The sequence below is a fragment of the Streptomyces sp. NPDC055962 genome, from assembly GCF_042270185.1.
GTDB lineage: Bacteria > Actinomycetota > Actinomycetes > Streptomycetales > Streptomycetaceae > Streptomyces.
Window position 1 is genome coordinate 330602 of record NZ_JBHJYN010000003.1, and the last position, 17959, is coordinate 348560.

Genomic DNA, 17959 nt, shown 5'->3' on the forward strand with positions numbered 1-17959 from the left:
CCCATGTTCTCCTTCCAGGTGATGGGCGGAAAAAGCGTCCGCGCCGTGATCGAGGCCTCCCGACCGGAGATCTTCGCCCGGGTCAGGGAGACCTATCTGGCCCATCAGCGGGGCGCGACGATCAACCCCGACAGCTACTTCCTGCGCTTCCCCGACAGACCCGACGCGAGGATCATCGCCCTGCCCGCGGCCCTGCCGGCGGACGCGGCGGCCGGCGGGACGGAGGGGCTGGCGGGCATCAAGTGGATCGGCAGCTTCCCGGGCAACATCGCGCGGAACGTCCCGCGCGCCTCGGCGGTACTGCTGCTCAACGACCTGGAGACGGGCTACCCCTTCGCCTGCCTGGAGGCCGCCCAGATCAGCGCGGCGCGCACCGCGGCCTCCGCCGTGCTGGGGGCCGAGCATCTGCACGGTTCCCGGGAGGCGTCGAAGGTGGCCGTCATCGGCGCGGGCGTCATCTCCCGCAACATCATCGAGTTCTTCCACGCGCTCGACTGGTCCTTCGGCGAGATCACGGTGCACGACAGGGTGGAGGAGTACGCGAGGAGGTCGGCCGGGCACGCCGGGGCACTCGGCTACCGGGCGCGCACCTCGGGCACGCTCGAAGAGGCGGTGGACGGCGCCGACCTCGTGGTGCTGGCGACGACCGCCGCCACGCCGTACATCCTGGACCCGGGTGCCCTGGCTCCCGGCCAGTCGGTACTCAACATCTCGCTGCGCGACATCGGCCCGGAGCTGATCGCCGCCTCCCACAACGTCCTCGACGACATCGACCACTGCCTGAAGGCCGGCACCTCGCCCCACCTGGCGGTGCAGAAGTTCGGCCACCGCGACTTCATCGACGGGACGGTCGCGCAGCTCGTCCTCGGGGAGCTGCGCCTGGGGCAGGACCGGCCGCGGATCTTCTCCCCCTTCGGCCTCGGGGTGCTCGACCTCGCGGTGGGCCGGGAGATCCTGCGGGCCGGCCGGGAGTCCGGCCAGGTCCAGCAGGTGCCCGACTTCTTCGCCGAGGTCGAACGATGGTGAGGCCCCGCATCCACCGCAGCGAACGGAGGCACGCTCCATGACGAAGCACCCCAGCAGGCACCTGATCTCTCTCGACGACCTCGCGGACTCGGAGGTGCGGGACATCGTCGAACACGGCGCGGCACTGGCCCGCAGGTCGGCCCAGGGGCACCGCGCCACCGGCACGGCCCTGGCCGGCGACGTCGTCGGTGTCTACTTCCGCAAGACCTCGACCCGTACGCGTACGGCGTTCTCGTCCGGCGCCCTGCGCCTCGGGGCGGGTGTGGTCACCTACGGACCCGACGACCTCCAGCTCAACACCGGGGAGACCACCGAGGACACCGGCCGGGTGATGGCGGGGATGCTCGACGTCCTGGTGGCGCGCACCGCCGGGGACATGGGCGAGATGCGCGCCTGGGCGGCGCAGCAGCGGATGGCCGTGGTCAACGCGATGAGCGCCGAGGAGCACCCCACCCAGGGGCTGACCGACCTGACCACCCTGACCCAGCGGTTCGGTGCGGTGGACGGCCTGAGCGTCGTGTACGTCGGCGAGGGGAACAACTCCGCCGCGGCGCTCGCGCTCGGTCTGAGCCGGTACCGCGGGGTCCGCCTCGAACTGCGCACGCCGCCGGGGTACGGCCTGGACGGGTCGGTGCTCGCCCGCGCACGGCGGTCGGCGGCCGCGCACGGCTCCGACGTGAGCGAACGGCACGACATGGACCGGCTGCCGGTCGATTTCGACGTCGCCTACACCACGCGCTGGCAGACCACCGGGACCAGCAAGCCGGACCCGGACTGGCGCAGCGTGTTCGCCCCCTTCCAGGTCACGGACGCGCTGATGGGGGGCTCCCCCAAGGCCGTGTTCATGCACGACCTTCCGGCGCACCGGGGCGAGGAGGTCACCGCGGAGGTGCTGGACGGCCCCGTGAGCATCGCGTTCGACCAGGCCGAGAACAAGCTCTACAGTGCCATGGCCGTCCTGGAGTGGTCCCGTGCTCTATCTGCGTAGGATCGTGCCCTTCGTCCCCCCGCACAGCACGGCCATCTCCGATCTGCGCGAGCGTCTGGACCTGTCCCGGACCGAGCTCAGGCTGCTGACCCGGTTCCTGGGGCTCGACCGGATCGTCGTCGCCGAGGGGCTCTCCACGCTGGACATGCTGCTGTCGATCGGGCAGGAGGCGCTGGCGGACCTGGACCGTTCCCGGATGCGCTGCCTGATCCACGCCCACACGGTGCAGCACGTCGCGCCGCCGGGCCTGCGCTGGATGGACGTGCTGCGCACGAAGCTGGGACTGGACGGTGCCACCGCGTTCTCGATGTCCCACCAGGGCTGCGCCGTCGGCCTGAACGTGCTGAAGGTGGCGGAGACCCTGCTGGCGGCGGAGCCGGCCGGGAGCACGGCGCTGGTCCTCGTCGGCGAGAAGGCACTGTCCTCGGTGATGCAGCACCTGCCGGGGACGTCGGTCCTCGGGGACGCGACCGTCGGCCTGGTGGTCGGGCTGGAGGGTCCGGGCGACGCACTGCTGAGCGTGGCGCACCACACCCGCGGAGAGTTCCACCAGGCCATGAACATGCCGGAGGAGATGCAGCACCACTACACCCTGGCCTACGCGCCGGAGCTGGCCTCGGTGATGCTCGACGCGGTGCACGCGGCGGGCCTCGGTCTCGACGGGATCGACCTGGTGCTGCCGCACAACGTGAACCGCTACTCGTGGACGACCACCGCGCGGAGGCTGGGTCTCCCCCTCGACCGGATCTATCTGAAGAACGTACCGAAGACCGGCCACTGCTTCTGCGCGGACCCCTTCATCAACCTCTCGACCGCGCGCGCCGAGGGAGCGGTGCGGCCGGGAGCGACCGTGCTCCTGGTCTCCGCCGGCCAGGGCGGGACCTTCACCGCCGCGGTGGCCAGAACCTCTACCGGACAGGAGTGACATGTCTTCCCCACCCGCGTCGTCGCCACCCGCGCCGTCGCCATCCGCCTCCCAGCACGCGCCGTCGCCGTCCGCGTCCCAGCACGCGCCGTCGCCGCAACAGCCGCCGACGGCCGCCGGGTTCACCGCACGCCTGAAGAACGCCCTGGTCGCGGACCCGGCCGCCCGCTTCGTCTACGTGAACAACTTCGAGGTCGAGCGTGTCTGGGGCCTCGACGAGCCGAGGCTGCCCGGCACCGGGCTGTCCTTCTCGTCGGCCACGGTGAACCGGATCGAGGAGGTCGGCGTCCTGCTGGCCGACGAACACGACGCCGTGGTGCTCAAGAGCGCGGTCGATCCCGGCTACGCCGAGTATCTGGACGCACTCGGCGCGGCCGAGGGCGAGCACCTGACGGTGGACCACAACGTCCCGGACCGGTCGGTCACCGTCGACGCGCTGGAGTCGCCGCGGCTGCTGGAGGCGCTGCGCGCGCTCGCCGACGGCCGTACGTATCTGATGCCGCTCGGCATCTCCCCGGACGAGGAGCGCCTGGCCGAGGCCGCCGGGCTGCCGCTGGCCGGTCCCGGCGCCGCGGTCTGCAAGGAGGTGAACGGGAAGATCTTCAGCCGGGAGCTGGTGGACGCGGCCGGGCTGACCGCCGTCCCGGGCGCCGTGTGCCGGACGGTGGAGGAGCTGGCCGCGGCGCTCGACACCCATCTGGTCCGGGCGGGCACTCCCGTGGTGGTCAAGGAGTCACTGGGCGTCTCGGGGCGCGGCATGGTCGTCCTGGAGGACGCGGGACGCGGTGAACGCCTGCTGCGGATGATCGAGCGGCGGGCCGGCGCCGACCGGCGCGTCTCGGTCGTCGTCGAGCGCTGGATCGACAAACAGGCCGATCTGAACTACCAGTTCGTCGTAGGCCGCGACGGCGGGGTCACGTTCGAGACCGTGAAGACCGCGCTCACGGAGAACGGCGTGCACCGCGGGCACCTCTTCCCCCCGGACCTGCGGCCCGACCAGATCGGGGAACTGCGGGTGGCCGCCGATGTGATCGGCAAGGAGCTGGCGGCCGCGGGCTACTTCGGTCTCGTCGGGGTCGACGCGCTGCTCGCCGCGGACGGCACGCTCTACCCCTGTCTGGAGATCAACGCGCGCTTCAACATGGCGACCTACCAGAACCGGGTCTCGGAGCGCCTGATCCAGGACGGGCAGTACGCCCTCGCCACGACCTTCGACCTCAGGCCGAGCCGTGCGTACGGCTTCGGCGAGGTCCGCGCCGCGCTCGGCGACCTGCTCCTGGACAGCGTCCCCGAGGCCGGGGCCCGGGGCCGGGGCGGTGTGCTGGTCAACAACTTCGCCACGCTGAACGCCATGCTCCTGGCCGAGGGAAAGCCCTATGGGCGCCTCTACGCGATCTGTGTCGGTGAGGACGAGCAGGACGTGCGGCGTACGAGAGAACGGGCCGAGACCCTGCTGAACGAAATGGTGGCCACGCCGTGAGTGAAGAGACCGACTGGAACGCGCTCGCCGAGCAGTACGGAACCCCGACCTACGTGTACGACGGCGACTGGCTCGCCGCCAACCTCAAGGCGCTGCGCTCGGCGCTTCACCCGTCGCTGGAGATCTTCTACTCGCTCAAGTCGAACCCGAACCGGGGCGTCTACGACGTCCTGCACACGGCGGGGGCACGCGCCGAGGTCTCCTCCCTCGCCGAACTCCGCCTCGTCCTCGACGCGGGGACGGATCCGGCCGACATCATCTTCCTCGGCCCCGGCAAGAGCCAGGAGGAGATCGACGCCTGCGTGGAGGCGGGCATCTACGCGATCGTCTGCGAGTCTTTCGACGAGCTCGGGAAGATCGACGGGACGGCCCGCGTGCGAGGCGTGCGCCAGCGGGTGCTGCTACGCGTCAACCCCGCCCTGTCCATCGCCGGTTCGCGTCTGACCATGGGGGGCAAGCCGCGCCAGTTCGGCATGGACGAGGCGCAGATCCTGGCGGCGGGGCCGGCGCTGGCCGCGTACCGGCACGCCGACGTGGCCGGGGTCCAGGTGTATCTGGGCACGCGCATCCTCGACGCCGGGGTGGTCGTCAAGAACACCGCGTACATCCTGGACCTCGCCGAGCGCATCGCGGCGGCCACCGGCATCAGCCTCGCGGCGGTGGACATCGGGGGCGGTCTGGGCGCGGCCTACTTCGACGGTGAGCAGGAGCTGGACACGGCCGTGCTGGCCAAGGACCTCAATCCGCTGCTGGACGGGTTCGCCTCGGCGCACCCGGAGACCCGTCTCATGATGGAAGCCGGCAGGTACCTCACGGCGCTCGGTGGCACCTACCTGATGCGGGTGCGCTACACCAAGGAGTCCATGGGCGAGAAGTTCGCGGTCGCGGACGGAGGCACCCACCACCACATGGCCGCCGTGGGCATCGGGTCCTTCGTCAAGCGCAACTTCCCGGTCGAGCTGCTCTCCCGGACCGCAGAGCCGTCCGAGGAGCCCGGCCCCTGGAACATCGCGGGCCCGCTGTGCACCCCGAACGACACCGTGGCCAAGGGGGTGGCCCTGCCCGGACTGCGTCCCGGCGACCTCATCGGTGTGCTGCGCTCCGGCGCCTACGGGCCGTCGGCCTCGCCGGTGTACTTCCTCAGCCACGGCTACCCGGCGGAGGTCGTCCTGCGGGGCGGCCGCTCGTACCTGGTGCGCCGCCGGGACACCGTCGAGGACGTCCTCGGCAGACAGGAGACCCATCCCGAACTGCGCGACGCCGATCACCTCGGCTGAACCCGACCCCCGCCCCGCCCCGTATGGGAGAAGAGACCATGGTGAACACCGACAACACCACGACGGCCGGCACGCTCCAGGAGGCCCTCGCCGCCGTACTGAACAAGGAGCTGCCGGAACTGACGCCGCAGACACGGATCTTCAGTGATCTGGGGCTGGACTCCACCAGCGTGATCGAGCTGCTGATGGAGCTCGAGGACACCCTCGGGCTCCAGATCGATCCGGACGAGCTGACGCCGGACGTCTTCGAGACGGTCGGCAGCCTGACCGCGTACGTCGAGGCTCGCCTGCCGGAACAAGAGCAGGCGTCCTGACCGATGCGGCAGACGACGCGGACGACGGACGTGCCGCCGCGTGGCACCGCGCGTCCGGACGCCACCAGGACCCTGCGGCTCGGCCGCCCGGCCGCCCGGGACTTCCCCGGGCGGCCGGCCGCGCTGGCCGGGGTCGATCTCACGTTCATGACCCAGTTCCTCGCCGCCTTCGGCGAGGAACCCGACCACGCGCGCTACGAGGGCGGCGGCGGCAACAGCTTCATCGGCATGGCGGGGCAGCTCCTCGACGGCCTGGACCGGCCGCTGCCCCCGCTGGACAAGGTCGTGCTCGCCTACCACGTGCCCGACATGAGCGTCGTCGAGGTGGCCGGCTGCTATCTGGCCGAGAGGTGTCCGGGGAACCCGGAGGTGTTCTCGTTGTCGGGGCAGGGCGTGGGCGCGCCGTTCACGGCGCTGCGCGTCCTGTCCGGTCTGCACGCGGCCCGGCAGCTGGACGAGGGCGCCGTCCTCGTGATGGACCAGTCGACCCTCCCCTACTACGACGCCGACACCCACACCGGGCTGAGCACCGACTGCGCGGTCCTGCTGGGCGCGGGGAGCGCGGGCGGGCCGGGGAGCATGGAGCTCGACTTCGTGGACGAGCGGGCCGTCGGCCCGGACGCGGCGGCGGGGCTGCTCCTCGGGCAGGGACCCGGCCCGCGGACCATGACGGTGGTGGGCCGGATGCTCGCCGACCTGCTCGATCCGCTGCCGGGTGCCGGGGGCGACCTGGTCCAGGGGGCGTCCGACCTGCTGTGCACCAGTGCGTGGGCGGCGCTCGCCGAGCACTGGGCACCTGACCGCCACACCGTGGTCGCCGACTACGATCCGCACTCCGGCCGGCTGTTCCGGGCCGGGCTGCGACCGGGGGCGGCCTCGTGAAGGGCAGCGCCGGGGCCGACCTGAGGCGCTGCCGGGACCTGGGACGCGAGGGCGGTCTGGCCGCCGGTCTGGCAGCGGTGCTGGAGGGCCTCGACGTCGCCGCCGAGGCACCGGGCGGCTCGGCGCTCCTGCCGTCGGCCTCGCTGGAGCCGGGCGGGGCGGCCGGAGGCGCGCAGGTGCTTCCGCACCCCTTCGCCGCGCTCGAGGGGCTCGCCCTCGTCCGCTTCACCGCGGGGGGTGCCGGCGCCGGAGCGGGGCTCACCGCGCTGCGCGCCGCCCGCCTCGCCGCCGTACGGGTCGGTGTGCTCTCCGCCCTGCTGGATGCGGCCGTGGAACGGCTGGGCGCCCGGCGCTTCGGCGGGGTCCCGCTGATCGAGCACCAGCTGGTGGGCGGGGCGCTGGCCGACGTCGTCACCGAGATCGAGATCGCCTCGGTGGAGCCCGTGAGCGGGTCGGCCGAGGCCGTGTGGGACCGGCACGAGCGGCTGACCGAGGCCGGCTGGGCGACGACGCGGCTGTTCGGCGCGGAGGGCTACATCACCGGCCATCCGGTACGCGCCCTGTATCTGTCCTCACTCGCCTCGGACCTGTGGCTCGCCCGGCCGGACGTCCCGGAAGGAGCACGATGACCGTGGACGGACTCGACGACCGGCGGGTGGCGCTGCGCGGCGCCGCCGCCGAGTGCGCGGGTGAACTGCGTGACCACGCGGCGGCGCTCGACGCGGCCCCGTCGGAGATGAAACCGCACCTGGGTGTGCCGGGGTTCGACCTGGTGCGCCGGTGCACGACACCGGAGCGCTACGGCGACCCGCTGCGCGTCGGCCGTTTCACGTACGCCTCCGGGTCGTCCCTGGACACCGTGGTGTGGATGACCGAACTCGCCTACGGGGACGCGGGGATGGTGCTCGCCGCCCCGGGCCCGAGCCTGGCCGGCATCCTCGTCGACCAGCTCGGCGACGAGCGGCAGCGCGAGTACTTCTACCGCGCGGTCGCCGGTGAGGACGTCTGGGCGTTCTTCGCCGTGACCGAACCCGCCCACGGCAGTGACGCCGGTGGCATGGAGTGCGCCCTGAGCACCGGCGCTCCCGGTCCGCACCGGCTGGACGGCACGAAGAAGTACGTCGGCAACGGCGCCCGCGGCAGCGTCGGCGTGGTCTTCGCCCGGACGGGCGCCGGGCCGTTGTCGATCCGTGCCGCACTCGTGGAGGCAGGGGCTCCCGGCTTCGACGCCCAGGGGCTGGACATGGTGGGCCTGCGCGGCGCCGCCCTGGGGGAGATCCGGCTCGACGGCGTCGCCGTACCGGACGAGCGGCTGCTCGCCCGGCATCTGCCGCCCACCAGGCGCGGTCTGTGGGGCGCGGTCCGCGTGTTCAACACCGTACGGCCCCAGGTCGCCGCGCTCGCGGTGGGCACGGGGCTGGCCTGCGTGGACCTCGTGCGCGCCGAGCGCCCACGGGCGCCGGGCCTGGAAGCCGTCCGGGCCCGCCTGGAAAGCTGCCGTCGCCTGGTCTACGAGGCGGGTGCGGCCCTGGACCTCGACCGTGACGCCGGTGCGCTGTCCAGCACGGCCAAGATCGCCGCCGTGGCAGCGGCGCGCGAGGCGTCCCGCTGGGCGGTACGGTCGCTCGGTCCGGCGGCGCTGACGGACCATCCGCTGCTGGAGAAGTGGACGCGCGACGTGTGCTCGTTCGAGTTCATGGAGGGCACCAGCGACATCCAGCGCCTGCACGTCTCGCGTGCGTGGGTGCGGGGGCGGGTCCGGACCGGAGGGCCGCGGTGAGGGTGGGCGTGGACCTGCTGGAGATCGCCCGGTTCGCGAAGGTCGCCGCCCACCCGGGTGGCCGGCGGATCGTGTTCTCGGCGGCGGAGCTCGCCCACGCCGAGACCCTGGGCGCGCCCCGGCGCGCGGAGTACCTGGCGGGGCGGTTCTGCGCGAAGGAGGCCAGCGCGAAGGCGCTCGGCCGGGGCCTGGGACAGGGCCTGGTCTGGCACGAGATCGAGGTACTCACCGACGCCCACGGGGCGCCGCGGGTCCGGCTCGGCGGTGGCGCCCTGGCGGTCGCCGAGCGGGCCGGCGTCGAGCGGATCGACCTGTCGCTCAGTCACCACGGCGGCCTGGTGGTCTGCGTGGCCATTGCAACCTGAATCCGAGGGATGGACCGATGGACCTGAGTCTCTTCTTCTTCGCCGACACCGCGGCCGACAGCTCCGCGGACGGTGACGGCGACCTGTACCGCCTCCTGATGGAGAGCGCGCGCTTCGCGGACACGCATGGTTTCCGCGCCGTGTGGACGCCCGAACGGCACTTCCACAGCTTCGGTGGGCAGTATCCGAACCCGTCGCTGACCGCGGCCGCCCTGGCCGCAGTGACGGAGCGGGTGGCGATCCGCGCGGGCAGTGTGGTGGCCCCTCTGCACCATCCGGTCCGGATCGCCGAGGAGTGGTCCGTCGTCGACAACCTCTCCGGAGGCCGTGCGGGCGTCTCCTTCGCCTCCGGGTGGCACGAGGGGGACTTCCTGCTCCAGCCCGGGAACTACAAGGACCGCAAGAACATCATGGTCGAGGCGGTCGGCACGGTACAGCGTCTCTGGCGGGGCGAGGAAGCCGAGTTCGACGGGCCGGAGGGCGGGAGGCGCCGGGTACGGCTCTTCCCCCGCCCCGTCCAGGCGGAACTGCCGGTGTGGATCACGGCGGCGGGATCGCCGCAGAGCTTCCGGATCGCGGGCACACTCGGCGCGGGCATCCTGACCCACCAGCTGGGACAGGCGGACGACGCCCTGGAGCGCAACATCGCCACCTACCGGGAGGCGCTGGCCGAGGAGCACGGTGCCGACGCCCCCGGCCATGTGGTGCTGATGCTGCACACCTTGATCGGCGAGGACCGCGCGCGGATACGCGACATGGTGCGCGAACCGCTCACCGGGTACCTGCGCAGCTCGATGGAGCTGATCGCGGCCTCCCCGGCCGCTCCCGGTGCCGACGGCTTCGACCTGAACCGGGTCTCCGCCCAGGACAAGGAGTTCATGCTCACCAGGCAGTTCGACCGGCTGTTCACCAGCGCGGGCCTGTTCGGCACCGTCGAGGACGGCGTCGAGGTGGTGCGCAGACTCGCCGCCATGGGCGTGGACGAGATCGCGTGCCTCGTCGACTTCGGCGTGGACCGGGAAGAGGTGCTGGGCTCCCTGCACCACCTCGACTCGCTGCGGGCCAGGGTCGCCGCGGGCAGCGGGGGTCCCGGCACGGAAGCCTGACGTCCGGGGCCGGGCGGCGGCGTTCACGGGCGCCGTCCGGCTCCGGCGTCCGCGTGTGCGGCAGTCGTCCGGCGGAGGCGTCCACGGACCGTACTCCCCGGGTCGGCCCACAGGTCCCCTCCCGTTCCCCGCCGCAGGAGGCCCCGGCGGTGAACGCGCGGATCACGGCCACCCGTCGGCCCGCCCTCCAGGACGCAGGCCCGTACGTTCGCACATCGGTACCGCGCGACCTCTTTACGGGCCTGTCATGCACCGGTAACTTCCTGACCGCAAGAGATTGCAGAAAGCTTCCGACGGTTCTTTCCGTCAGGAGGTACTGCTCGCCCGAACCCCGAGGCGCGTCCGGGTTCTCCGGCGGGATCCTCGCGGCCGCTCGCTGAACGGCCGTGCTGTCGGCAGCCGCGGTCCACCCGCCCGCGGCCCTCCCCTGGAGACACACGAATGAGACGCACCCCTGTCCGGCTGCTCGGGCGCCCGGCGGCCGCGGCCGTCGCGGCGACGGTGATGCTGGGCCTCCTGACCACCCCTGCACCCGGGGCCTCCGGCGCGGAATCGGCCCTTCCGGCGGCCTCCTCGGAGTCCACGGCCACCGTCTTCTACTACACCAAGACCAAGAACTGGTCCTCGTACAAACTGCATTACGCGCCTGACGGCGGATCCTGGACCACCGTGCCCGGGGTGACCATGGTGGCCGCCTGCACGGACTGGGTGAAGCAGACCGTCAGCCTGGGCGGCGCCTCCGGCCTGGCCGCGACGTTCAACAACGGCTCCGGGGTCTGGGACAACAACAACGGGAAGAACTACGCCCTGGGCACCGGGGCCGTCACCGTCAAGGACGGCGTGGTGGCCCACAGCGACCCCTGCGCGGATCCCGGGACGGAGCCCGAGGAGGGCCGCACCGCGTCGGTCTACTACTCGACCGCCACGGTCGGCTGGACGACCACCAATCTGCACTACCAGCCGGCGGGAGGCTCCTGGACCACCGTGCCCGGGGTGGGCATGGAGCCCGCCTGCACCGGCTGGGTGAAGAAGTCGGTCGGTCTCGGCACCGCCACCTCCATGCTGGCCACCTTCAACAACGGCAACGGCGTCTGGGACAACAACAGGGGGAGCAACTACGCCGTTCCCGCCGGCCTCACCACGGTGAAGGACGGGAAGGTCACCGGCGGCGCGAAGGACCCCTGCGCGGCCGAGACACCGGACACCCAGGCCCCCACCGCCCCGTCGAAGGTGTCGGCGAGCGCGGACGGGGTGTCCGTCGTGGTGAGCTGGGAACCCTCCACCGACGACCGCGGCGTGACGAAGTACCAGGTGACCAGGACCGGTGGCACCAAGGGCACGCTGGTCAGCGATGTCGGCTCCACGGTCCTCTCGGACACCGGCCTGGAGGCGAGGACGGCCTACAGCTACACCGTCAAGGCCGTCGACGCCGCCGGGAACGTCTCGGCGGCCTCGGCCGCCGCCACCGCGACCACCGGGGAGAAGCCGGCCACCCCGGCCTCCGGGAAGCCGCTCGGCACCGACCCCCGTAAGGACCCGATCTACTTCGTCCTCACCGCACGCTTCAACGACGGTGACACCACGAACAACCGGGGCGGCAGCCAGCACACCAAGTCGGGCAACGCGGCCAACGACGACCCCATGTTCCGCGGCGACTTCAAGGGCCTGGTCGAGAAGCTCGACTACATCAAGGGCCTCGGCATGTCGGCCGTATGGATCACCCCCGTGGTCCTGAACCGGTCCGACTACGACTACCACGGGTACCACGGCTACGACTTCTACGAGGTCGACTCCCGGCTCGAGTCGGCGGGCGCCTCCTACCAGGACCTCATCGACGCGGCCCACGCCAAGGGCATGAAGATCTACCAGGACGTCGTCTACAACCACTCCTCGCGCTGGGGCGCCAAGGGCCTGTTCACCCCTAAGACGTACGGGGTCCGTGACGCCCAGTGGAGCTGGTACTACGACGAGAGGAACGACGGCTTCGAGTACGACGGGCTGACCGTCGAGACCAAGTCGGGGAAGTCGTACTACAACGGCGACCTCTGGTCGACGGCCGAACCCTCCGGCAACACCTGCGTCAACTGGGGCACGCCCACCCAGTACACCTCGCCGGAGGGCTACCGGATCTACAACTGCCAGTGGCCCAACCCGACGTCCGGCATGTTCCCCAAGGCGTACTACCACAACTGCTGGATCGGCAACTGGGAGGGTGAGGACTCCCGTTCGTGCTGGCTGCACGACGACCTCGCCGACTTCAACACCGAGAGTGCGCCCGTGCAGAACTACCTGATCGGCGCCTACGACAAGTACATCGACATGGGCGTGGACGGCTTCCGCGTGGACACCGCCGTGCACATCCCCCGCACCACCTGGAACCGCCGCTTCCTCCCGGCCGTCCAGGAGCGCGTGACCCAGCGGTTCGGCGCCGAGGCGGCGAAGAACTTCTTCGTCTTCGGTGAGGTCGCGGCCTTCGTCAACGACAAGTGGAACCGCGGCTCGGTCAACCACTCCGCGCAGTTCTACACCTGGAAGGAGCGCAAGGAGTACAGCGCGGACGACGGGAAGGCCGCCCTGGAGATGTACGACTACGAGCAGCAGCAGGGCACCGGCTCCCAGCCGACCTCCACCAACGCCTTCCTGAACGGCAACAGCTACCACGCGCCGGACCACAGCAGGTTCTCCGGGATGAACGTCATCGACATGCGCATGCACATGAACTTCGGTGACGCGAACAACGCCTACAACAACGGCAAGGACTCGGACGACAGTTACAACGACGCCACCTACAACGTCGTGTACGTCGACAGTCACGACTACGGTCCCAACAAGAGCAGCGAGCGGTACGCCGGCGGCACGGACGCCTGGGCGGAGAACATGTCCCTGATGTGGACCTTCCGGGGCATCCCGACGCTGTACTACGGCTCCGAGGTCGAGTTCCAGGCCGGCAAGAAGATCGACTGCGGGCCCACCTGCCCGCTGGCGACGACCGGCCGGGCCTACTTCGGGGACCACGTGGCCGGCACCGTGAAGGCGTCGGACTTCGGCACCGTCTCCTCCGCGTCCGGCGCCGTCGCCGACACCCTGGCCAAGCCGCTGGTCAAGCACGTGCAGCGGCTCAACCAGATCCGCCGGGCAGTGCCCGCCCTGCAGATGGGGCAGTACTCGACCGAGGGCATCACCGGCTCGATGGCGTACAAGCGGCGCTACACCGACACCGCGAGCGGCACGGACAGCTTCGCGCTGGTGACGGTCACCGGAGGCGCCACGTACACCGGCATCCCCGACGGCACCTACAAGGACGCCGTCACCGGAGACACCCAGGTCGTGACGGGCGGGAAGCTGGCCGTCCCGGCACCGGGCAAGGGCAATCTGCGGGTGTACGTCCTCGACCTCGGCGGCAGGAACGCGGCCCCGGGGAAGATCGGTACGGCGGGCCCCTACCTGAAGTGACCCGTCGTGCGGCCGGACACGCTCCGGGCGTGTCCGGCCGCATCCCCGGGCCTCACCGGCCGCCGTCGACCCGCCTCAGGGTGCGCAGGAGGTACTCCTTGCGGTTCAGCGGATCACGGTCGGTCCTGGACCGGTGCGGAACAGGCCCCTCGACCGGCCGGTAGCCGTGGAACGCGGACTCCAGCACCCCTTCCCCACGGGTCGTCCCCGGCAACAGCTGCTGGAGCTCATGGACGCGGGCGGCCGGAACCACCCCCTCCACGGTGCAGACGCCGCCGTCCGTCACCGGGGGCTCCGGAACGGCGTGCAGCCGCGCGAGAACCGGCACGAGCGGACCGAGCGTGTCGGCCGGGAGCTCGGCGCGGAAGCGGTGCATGGGTTCGTACACCGTCGTCCCGGCCCGCCTCAGTGCCTCCATCAGCACCAGGGGCGTCAGATTCCGGAAGTCGCCCGCCGTGCTCGACATGCTCTTGTCGAACACCGCGTGCGCATGGCTCTGCCGGGGCCAGTATCCGGAATGGGTCAGGGTGACCGTGCAGTCGGTGACCCGCCATCCGTGGATTCCCTGGGAGAGCGTTTCCGTCACGGTGTCCTCCACCGCCCGCATCAGGGAGTACGGCATGGACCCCAGCTCCACCTCCCGGCGGAATTCCACCCCGCTGCCGAATGCGGCGGGCTGCACCCGCAGACCGACGGTGGCGAGAAAGGGATTCGGTTCGACGTCGATGAACTCCACGGCCGCGCCCGTTCCCGCGGGCCGCTCCAGACAGATGGTCGTCGTCTCCCGGAAGCCGACCTCGATGCCGTACTCGTCCGCGAGCGTCGCCTGGATGACCTCCTTCTGCACCTCGCCGTAGAGCGACAGGGAGACCTCCTGCCGGACCGCGTCACGGCGCACACCGATCAGCGGGTCCTGCTCCGCCAGGTGTCCGAGCGCGATGTGCAGCGCTCCCCTGTCCTGACGGCGGCACGGGGTGACGACGGTCTCCAGGGTGGGCGGGGCGAAGTGGGACCTGGCCGGCCGCCCACAGGTCTCGCCGATGGTGTCGCCGATCCGGACGGTGTGCAGACCGCGCAGCCTGCCGATCCGGCCCGCCGGGAGCGCGTCGCCGGGCACGTCCGTCCCGTTGTCGAAGACGGTGATGGCGGAGATCTTGCCCTCACGGGCCTCCTGATCGCCGTCGCCCAGCAGCCGGACGCGTTCCCGGATGCGTACCTCCCCGGAGAACATGCGGGCGTACGCGATCTTCTCCCCCGCCGGGCCGCGCTCCACCTTGAACACCGTTCCCGAGGCCGGGCCCGCGGTGCCCTGGCCGGCCCCTGGCAGGAACTCGGTGATTCCCGCGGTCAGTTCGGCCACCCCGGCTCCGGTGGCGGCGGAGCCGAAGTACACGGGGTGCACCAGCGCCCGGCGGGTCTGCGCCGCCAGCCGCTCGCGCAGCCGGCCGTACGGAACACCGGCCGTGCCCTCGACGTACGCGGCCAGGAGGTCGTCGTCGTGAGTGGTGAGCAGGTCGGTCAGCGCGGTGACGAAGGCGGGGTCCCCGGCGGTGAGGGCCCGTGTGCGGGCACTCCTGCTCCCCGCGTCCTCGACCGAGCCCATGGCGACGACCGAGGGCGACAGCCGCCGGGAGATGTCGGCGAGGACGCCTTCGCACCGTGCGCCCCGGCGGTCCGTCTTGTTCACGAACACGAGTGTGGGGATCCGCAGGCGGCGCAGCGCCCGCATCAGGATGCGGGTCTGGGCCTGGACGCCCTCCACGGCGGAGACGACGAGCACAGCGCCGTCGAGCACGCCGAGGACCCGTTCCACCTCGGCGATGAAGTCGGGGTGGCCGGGGGTGTCGATGAGGTCGACCGTGACGCCGTCGACGGCGAAGGACACCACGGCGGACTTGATGGTGATGCCGCGCTGCCGTTCCAGGGCGAGGGAGTCGGTCCGTGTGCTCCCGTCGTCGACGCTCCCGACCGCGTCGATGACTCCGGCGTGGTGGAGCAGCCGTTCGGTCAGGCTCGTCTTACCGGCGTCGACATGCGCCAGAATTCCCAGGTTCACTGTGTGCACTGAGCTTCAGGTCCTCGAGATAGGGGTGAATTCCTGTCTGGGTGGACTGAGAAGCTCGGCGCATGGACATCTCCCGGTCGGGTCGGCTGGTGCCGGAATTACAGCAAACCGTTCACGCCCGGGGCAATCGGTTAATTCCTGAGGTGCGGGAAACGGAGTTCGGTCCGGCTGTGCGCGGTCTCGCCGGGACGCAGCACCGGGCTGGGCAGGTCCGGACGGTTGGGCGAGTCGGGCAGGTGCTGGGTCTCCAGGCAGACGGCGCCGTGCTGTTCGTGGCGGCGGCCGGTGGCGTCGGTGAAGGAGCCGTCGAGCTGGTTGGCGGTGTAGACCTGGATGCCGGGCTCCGTCGTCCACACCTCCAGGACGCGGGCCGCGTCCGGGGCGGTGAGCCGTGCGGCACGGCGCAGGCCGCCGCCGGAGTCGCGAAGCACCCAGCAGTGGTCGAAGCCTCCCGCCGAGCGCAGCTGCTCGTCCTCCTGGCCCAGGCACTCCGCCAGGACGCGGGGTGCGGTGAGGTCGAACGGGGTTCCGCGTACCTCGGCCGGGGGCCCCAGGGGGATGCCGTCGTCGTCGACCGGCAGATAGGTGTCGGCGTCGACCTCCAGGCTGTGGCCGCGGATGTCACCGCGGCCGGCCAGCTCGAAGTAGGCGTGGTTGGTGAGGTTGACGACGGTCGGGCGGTCGGTGACGGAGGTGTACTCGACCGCCAGGGTTCCGGCGGTGTCGAGGGTGTACGTGACCGTGGCGTCCAGGCCCCCGGGGAAGCCCATGTCGCCGTCCGGGCTGTGCAGGGTGAGCCGCACCGACACGCTGTCGTCGTTGCGGTCCGCCTCGGCCTCCCACACCTTGGTGTGGAAGCCGTCCGGTCCTCCGTGCAGGGCGTGGCCGCGGTCGTTGGCGGGGATGTGGTGCTCGGTCCCGTCCAGGACGAAGCGGCCGTGCGCGATGCGGTTGGCGTAGCGGCCGACGACGGCCCCGAAGTAGGGGTGTTTCGCCGTGTAGTCGTCGAGGGTCTCGAGGGACCGGACGACGGAGACGGGGGCGCCGGCGGTGTCGGGCACGGTGAGGCTGTGCAGCGACGCGCCGTAGGTCAGGACCTCGGCACGGACGCCCGTGCCGCTGTCGAGGGTCCACAGGCCGGTCGGGATCCCGTGGGTGGAGCCGAAGGGGGTGCGGTGCACGGTGGGGCGCGGCATCAGAGGTCCTCGGTGTGGCCGGAGTCGGGCCCGGGGGTGGTGGATTCGCGTACGACGAGGCGGTAGCCCGGACGCGGCCTGCGCGGTTCGGCGACGGGTGCGCCGGAGAGCTGTTCGACGAGGCTGTCGACGGCGAGGCGTGCGATGGCCTCCTTGTCGGGGGCGATGGTGGTGAGTGTGACGGTCGTGTAGCGGCTCTCCTCGATGTCGTCGAAGCCGACGACGGCCACGTCCTCCGGGATCCGCAGGCCGCGTTCGGTGAGGGTCCGCATCGCCCCGATGGCGATGAGGTCGTTGTACGCGAACACGGCGTCGGGCCGGTCCTCCCGGTCCAGGAGCCGCGCCATGCCGGCGGCCCCGTCCTCGCGGCCGTAGCCGTCGGTGACCACGACGAGGGACTCGTCGGGGGTGATGCCGGAAGCCGCGAGCTCCTCGCGCCAGCCCCTCAGACGCAGATGGGCGGGCTGGCGTTCCCGCCCCGTACGCGATCCGAGGAAGGCGATGCGCCGGTTGCCCTGGCCGACGAGGTGGCGCACGGCCGCGCGGGCCGCGGCGACGTTGTCGATGGCGATGTGGTCGTAGGGCGCCTCGTACTCGCGTTCGCCCAGCAGGACCAGCGGCGCCGTCTCGGTGCGCGCCATGAGGTCCTCGGTCTCCAGGTGGATCGGGCTGAGGATGAGGCCGTCGATCACATGGGACCGGAAGCCCTGGCTGACCAGGAGCTCCTTCTCCCTGAGGCCGGCGGTGTGGTCGACCAGGACCGTGTAGTCGTGCCGGGCGGCCGCGTCGATGACCGCTCCGGCCAGCTCGGCGAAGTACGGGTTGCCGAATTCGGGGACGGCGAGGGCGATGATGCCCGTGCGGCCCTTGCGCAGGTGGCGGGCGGTGAGGTTCGGCCGGTAGCCGAGCTCGTCGATCGCCTTCTGCACCTTGGCGCGCATGGCCGGTGTGACGTGCTGGTAGTTGTTCACCACGTTCGACACGGTCTTGATGGACACGCCTGCCCGATGTGCAACGTCCTTGAGGCTGACGCCCACGGCACTCCTTGGTTCGGCTCGGCTCGGCTCGGTTCTGAGGTCCGGCCCGGTGGGGCCGGCTCGTC

The 17959-nt window shown here is 71.4% G+C and carries 15 protein-coding genes; 12 read left to right on the top strand and 3 right to left on the bottom strand.

Annotation, left to right across the window (positions count from 1 at the left end; translation table 11 throughout):
• The first annotated feature begins 3 nt into the window (after nt 1–3).
• The 12 genes from sbnB to ACFC51_RS12075 all read left to right on the top strand — a co-directional run bounded on the left by sbnB (nt 4) and on the right by ACFC51_RS12075 (nt 13596).
• Nucleotides 4–1026 carry a 2,3-diaminopropionate biosynthesis protein SbnB gene (gene sbnB / locus ACFC51_RS12020; protein WP_376528330.1) on the top strand — a complete coding sequence of 341 codons (1023 nt, stop codon included), beginning with the start codon at nt 4–6 and terminating at the stop codon, nt 1024–1026.
• A gap of 37 nt (nt 1027–1063) precedes the next feature.
• Nucleotides 1064–2014, top strand: a complete 951-nt coding sequence (locus tag ACFC51_RS12025; protein ID WP_376528332.1) for an ornithine carbamoyltransferase — start codon at nt 1064–1066, stop codon at nt 2012–2014.
• Nucleotides 1998–2939 (top strand): 3-oxoacyl-[acyl-carrier-protein] synthase III C-terminal domain-containing protein, encoded by a 942-nt coding sequence (locus ACFC51_RS12030; protein ID WP_376376114.1) that lies wholly within the window; start codon nt 1998–2000, stop codon nt 2937–2939. The genes ACFC51_RS12025 and ACFC51_RS12030 overlap by 17 nt, the downstream gene beginning before the upstream one ends.
• A gap of 1 nt (nt 2940) precedes the next feature.
• Nucleotides 2941–4419, top strand: coding sequence for an ATP-grasp domain-containing protein (locus ACFC51_RS12035; RefSeq protein ID WP_376528335.1), 1479 nt, complete (start codon nt 2941–2943; stop codon nt 4417–4419).
• Nucleotides 4416–5696, top strand: a complete 1281-nt coding sequence (locus ACFC51_RS12040) for a type III PLP-dependent enzyme (protein ID WP_376376110.1) — start codon at nt 4416–4418, stop codon at nt 5694–5696. Before ACFC51_RS12035 ends, ACFC51_RS12040 begins: the two co-directional genes overlap by 4 nt.
• Before the next feature lie 38 nt (nt 5697–5734).
• Nucleotides 5735–6010 (top strand): acyl carrier protein, encoded by a 276-nt coding sequence (locus ACFC51_RS12045; protein ID WP_376376109.1) that lies wholly within the window; start codon nt 5735–5737, stop codon nt 6008–6010.
• A 3-nt stretch (nt 6011–6013) separates the two neighbouring features.
• Complete coding sequence (locus ACFC51_RS12050) at nt 6014–6892, top strand: hypothetical protein (protein WP_376376107.1); 879 nt, start codon at nt 6014–6016, stop codon at nt 6890–6892.
• On the top strand, nt 6889–7521 hold the full coding sequence (locus ACFC51_RS12055; RefSeq protein ID WP_376376105.1) for an acyl-CoA dehydrogenase family protein: 633 nt from the start codon (nt 6889–6891) through the stop codon (nt 7519–7521). Before ACFC51_RS12050 ends, ACFC51_RS12055 begins: the two co-directional genes overlap by 4 nt.
• A complete protein-coding gene (locus tag ACFC51_RS12060) occupies nt 7518–8672 on the top strand; it encodes an acyl-CoA dehydrogenase family protein (protein WP_376376103.1) in 1155 nt (384 codons plus the stop codon). The genes ACFC51_RS12055 and ACFC51_RS12060 overlap by 4 nt, the downstream gene beginning before the upstream one ends.
• Complete coding sequence (acpS, locus tag ACFC51_RS12065) at nt 8669–9037, top strand: holo-ACP synthase (RefSeq protein ID WP_376376101.1); 369 nt, start codon at nt 8669–8671, stop codon at nt 9035–9037. The genes ACFC51_RS12060 and acpS overlap by 4 nt, the downstream gene beginning before the upstream one ends.
• A gap of 17 nt (nt 9038–9054) precedes the next feature.
• On the top strand, nt 9055–10143 hold the full coding sequence (locus ACFC51_RS12070) for a MupA/Atu3671 family FMN-dependent luciferase-like monooxygenase (protein ID WP_376528337.1): 1089 nt from the start codon (nt 9055–9057) through the stop codon (nt 10141–10143).
• A 441-nt stretch (nt 10144–10584) separates the two neighbouring features.
• Nucleotides 10585–13596 (top strand): carbohydrate binding domain-containing protein, encoded by a 3012-nt coding sequence (locus ACFC51_RS12075; RefSeq protein WP_376528340.1) that lies wholly within the window; start codon nt 10585–10587, stop codon nt 13594–13596.
• A gap of 52 nt (nt 13597–13648) precedes the next feature.
• On the opposite strand, the gene ACFC51_RS12080 is transcribed toward ACFC51_RS12075, so the two are convergent.
• From ACFC51_RS12080 to ACFC51_RS12090, 3 genes are all read right to left on the bottom strand, one after another.
• Nucleotides 13649–15661 (bottom strand): GTP-binding protein, encoded by a 2013-nt coding sequence (locus tag ACFC51_RS12080; RefSeq protein ID WP_376528343.1) that lies wholly within the window; start codon nt 15659–15661, stop codon nt 13649–13651.
• A 131-nt stretch (nt 15662–15792) separates the two neighbouring features.
• Nucleotides 15793–16857, bottom strand: coding sequence for an aldose epimerase family protein (locus tag ACFC51_RS12085; RefSeq protein ID WP_376376093.1), 1065 nt, complete (start codon nt 16855–16857; stop codon nt 15793–15795).
• Nucleotides 16857–17894, bottom strand: coding sequence for a LacI family DNA-binding transcriptional regulator (locus ACFC51_RS12090; protein ID WP_376376091.1), 1038 nt, complete (start codon nt 17892–17894; stop codon nt 16857–16859). Before ACFC51_RS12090 ends, ACFC51_RS12085 begins: the two co-directional genes overlap by 1 nt.
• Nucleotides 17895–17959: the final 65 nt, after the last annotated feature.

Excerpts from the sequence above, each read along its gene's own strand:
- ACFC51_RS12050 (WP_376376107.1), top strand. The coding sequence starts at position 6,014 with ATGCGGCAGACGACGCGGACGACGGACGTGCCGCCGCGTGGCACCGCG.
- ACFC51_RS12045 (WP_376376109.1), top strand. The coding sequence starts at position 5,735 with ATGGTGAACACCGACAACACCACGACGGCCGGCACGCTCCAGGAGGCC.
- ACFC51_RS12060 (WP_376376103.1), top strand. The coding sequence starts at position 7,518 with ATGACCGTGGACGGACTCGACGACCGGCGGGTGGCGCTGCGCGGCGCC.
- ACFC51_RS12070 (WP_376528337.1), top strand. The coding sequence starts at position 9,055 with ATGGACCTGAGTCTCTTCTTCTTCGCCGACACCGCGGCCGACAGCTCC.
- ACFC51_RS12035 (WP_376528335.1), top strand. The coding sequence starts at position 2,941 with ATGTCTTCCCCACCCGCGTCGTCGCCACCCGCGCCGTCGCCATCCGCC.
- ACFC51_RS12085 (WP_376376093.1), bottom strand. The coding sequence starts at position 16,857 with ATGCCGCGCCCCACCGTGCACCGCACCCCCTTCGGCTCCACCCACGGG.
- ACFC51_RS12075 (WP_376528340.1), top strand. The coding sequence starts at position 10,585 with ATGAGACGCACCCCTGTCCGGCTGCTCGGGCGCCCGGCGGCCGCGGCC.
- ACFC51_RS12025 (WP_376528332.1), top strand. The coding sequence starts at position 1,064 with ATGACGAAGCACCCCAGCAGGCACCTGATCTCTCTCGACGACCTCGCG.
- sbnB (WP_376528330.1), top strand. The coding sequence starts at position 4 with ATGTTCTCCTTCCAGGTGATGGGCGGAAAAAGCGTCCGCGCCGTGATC.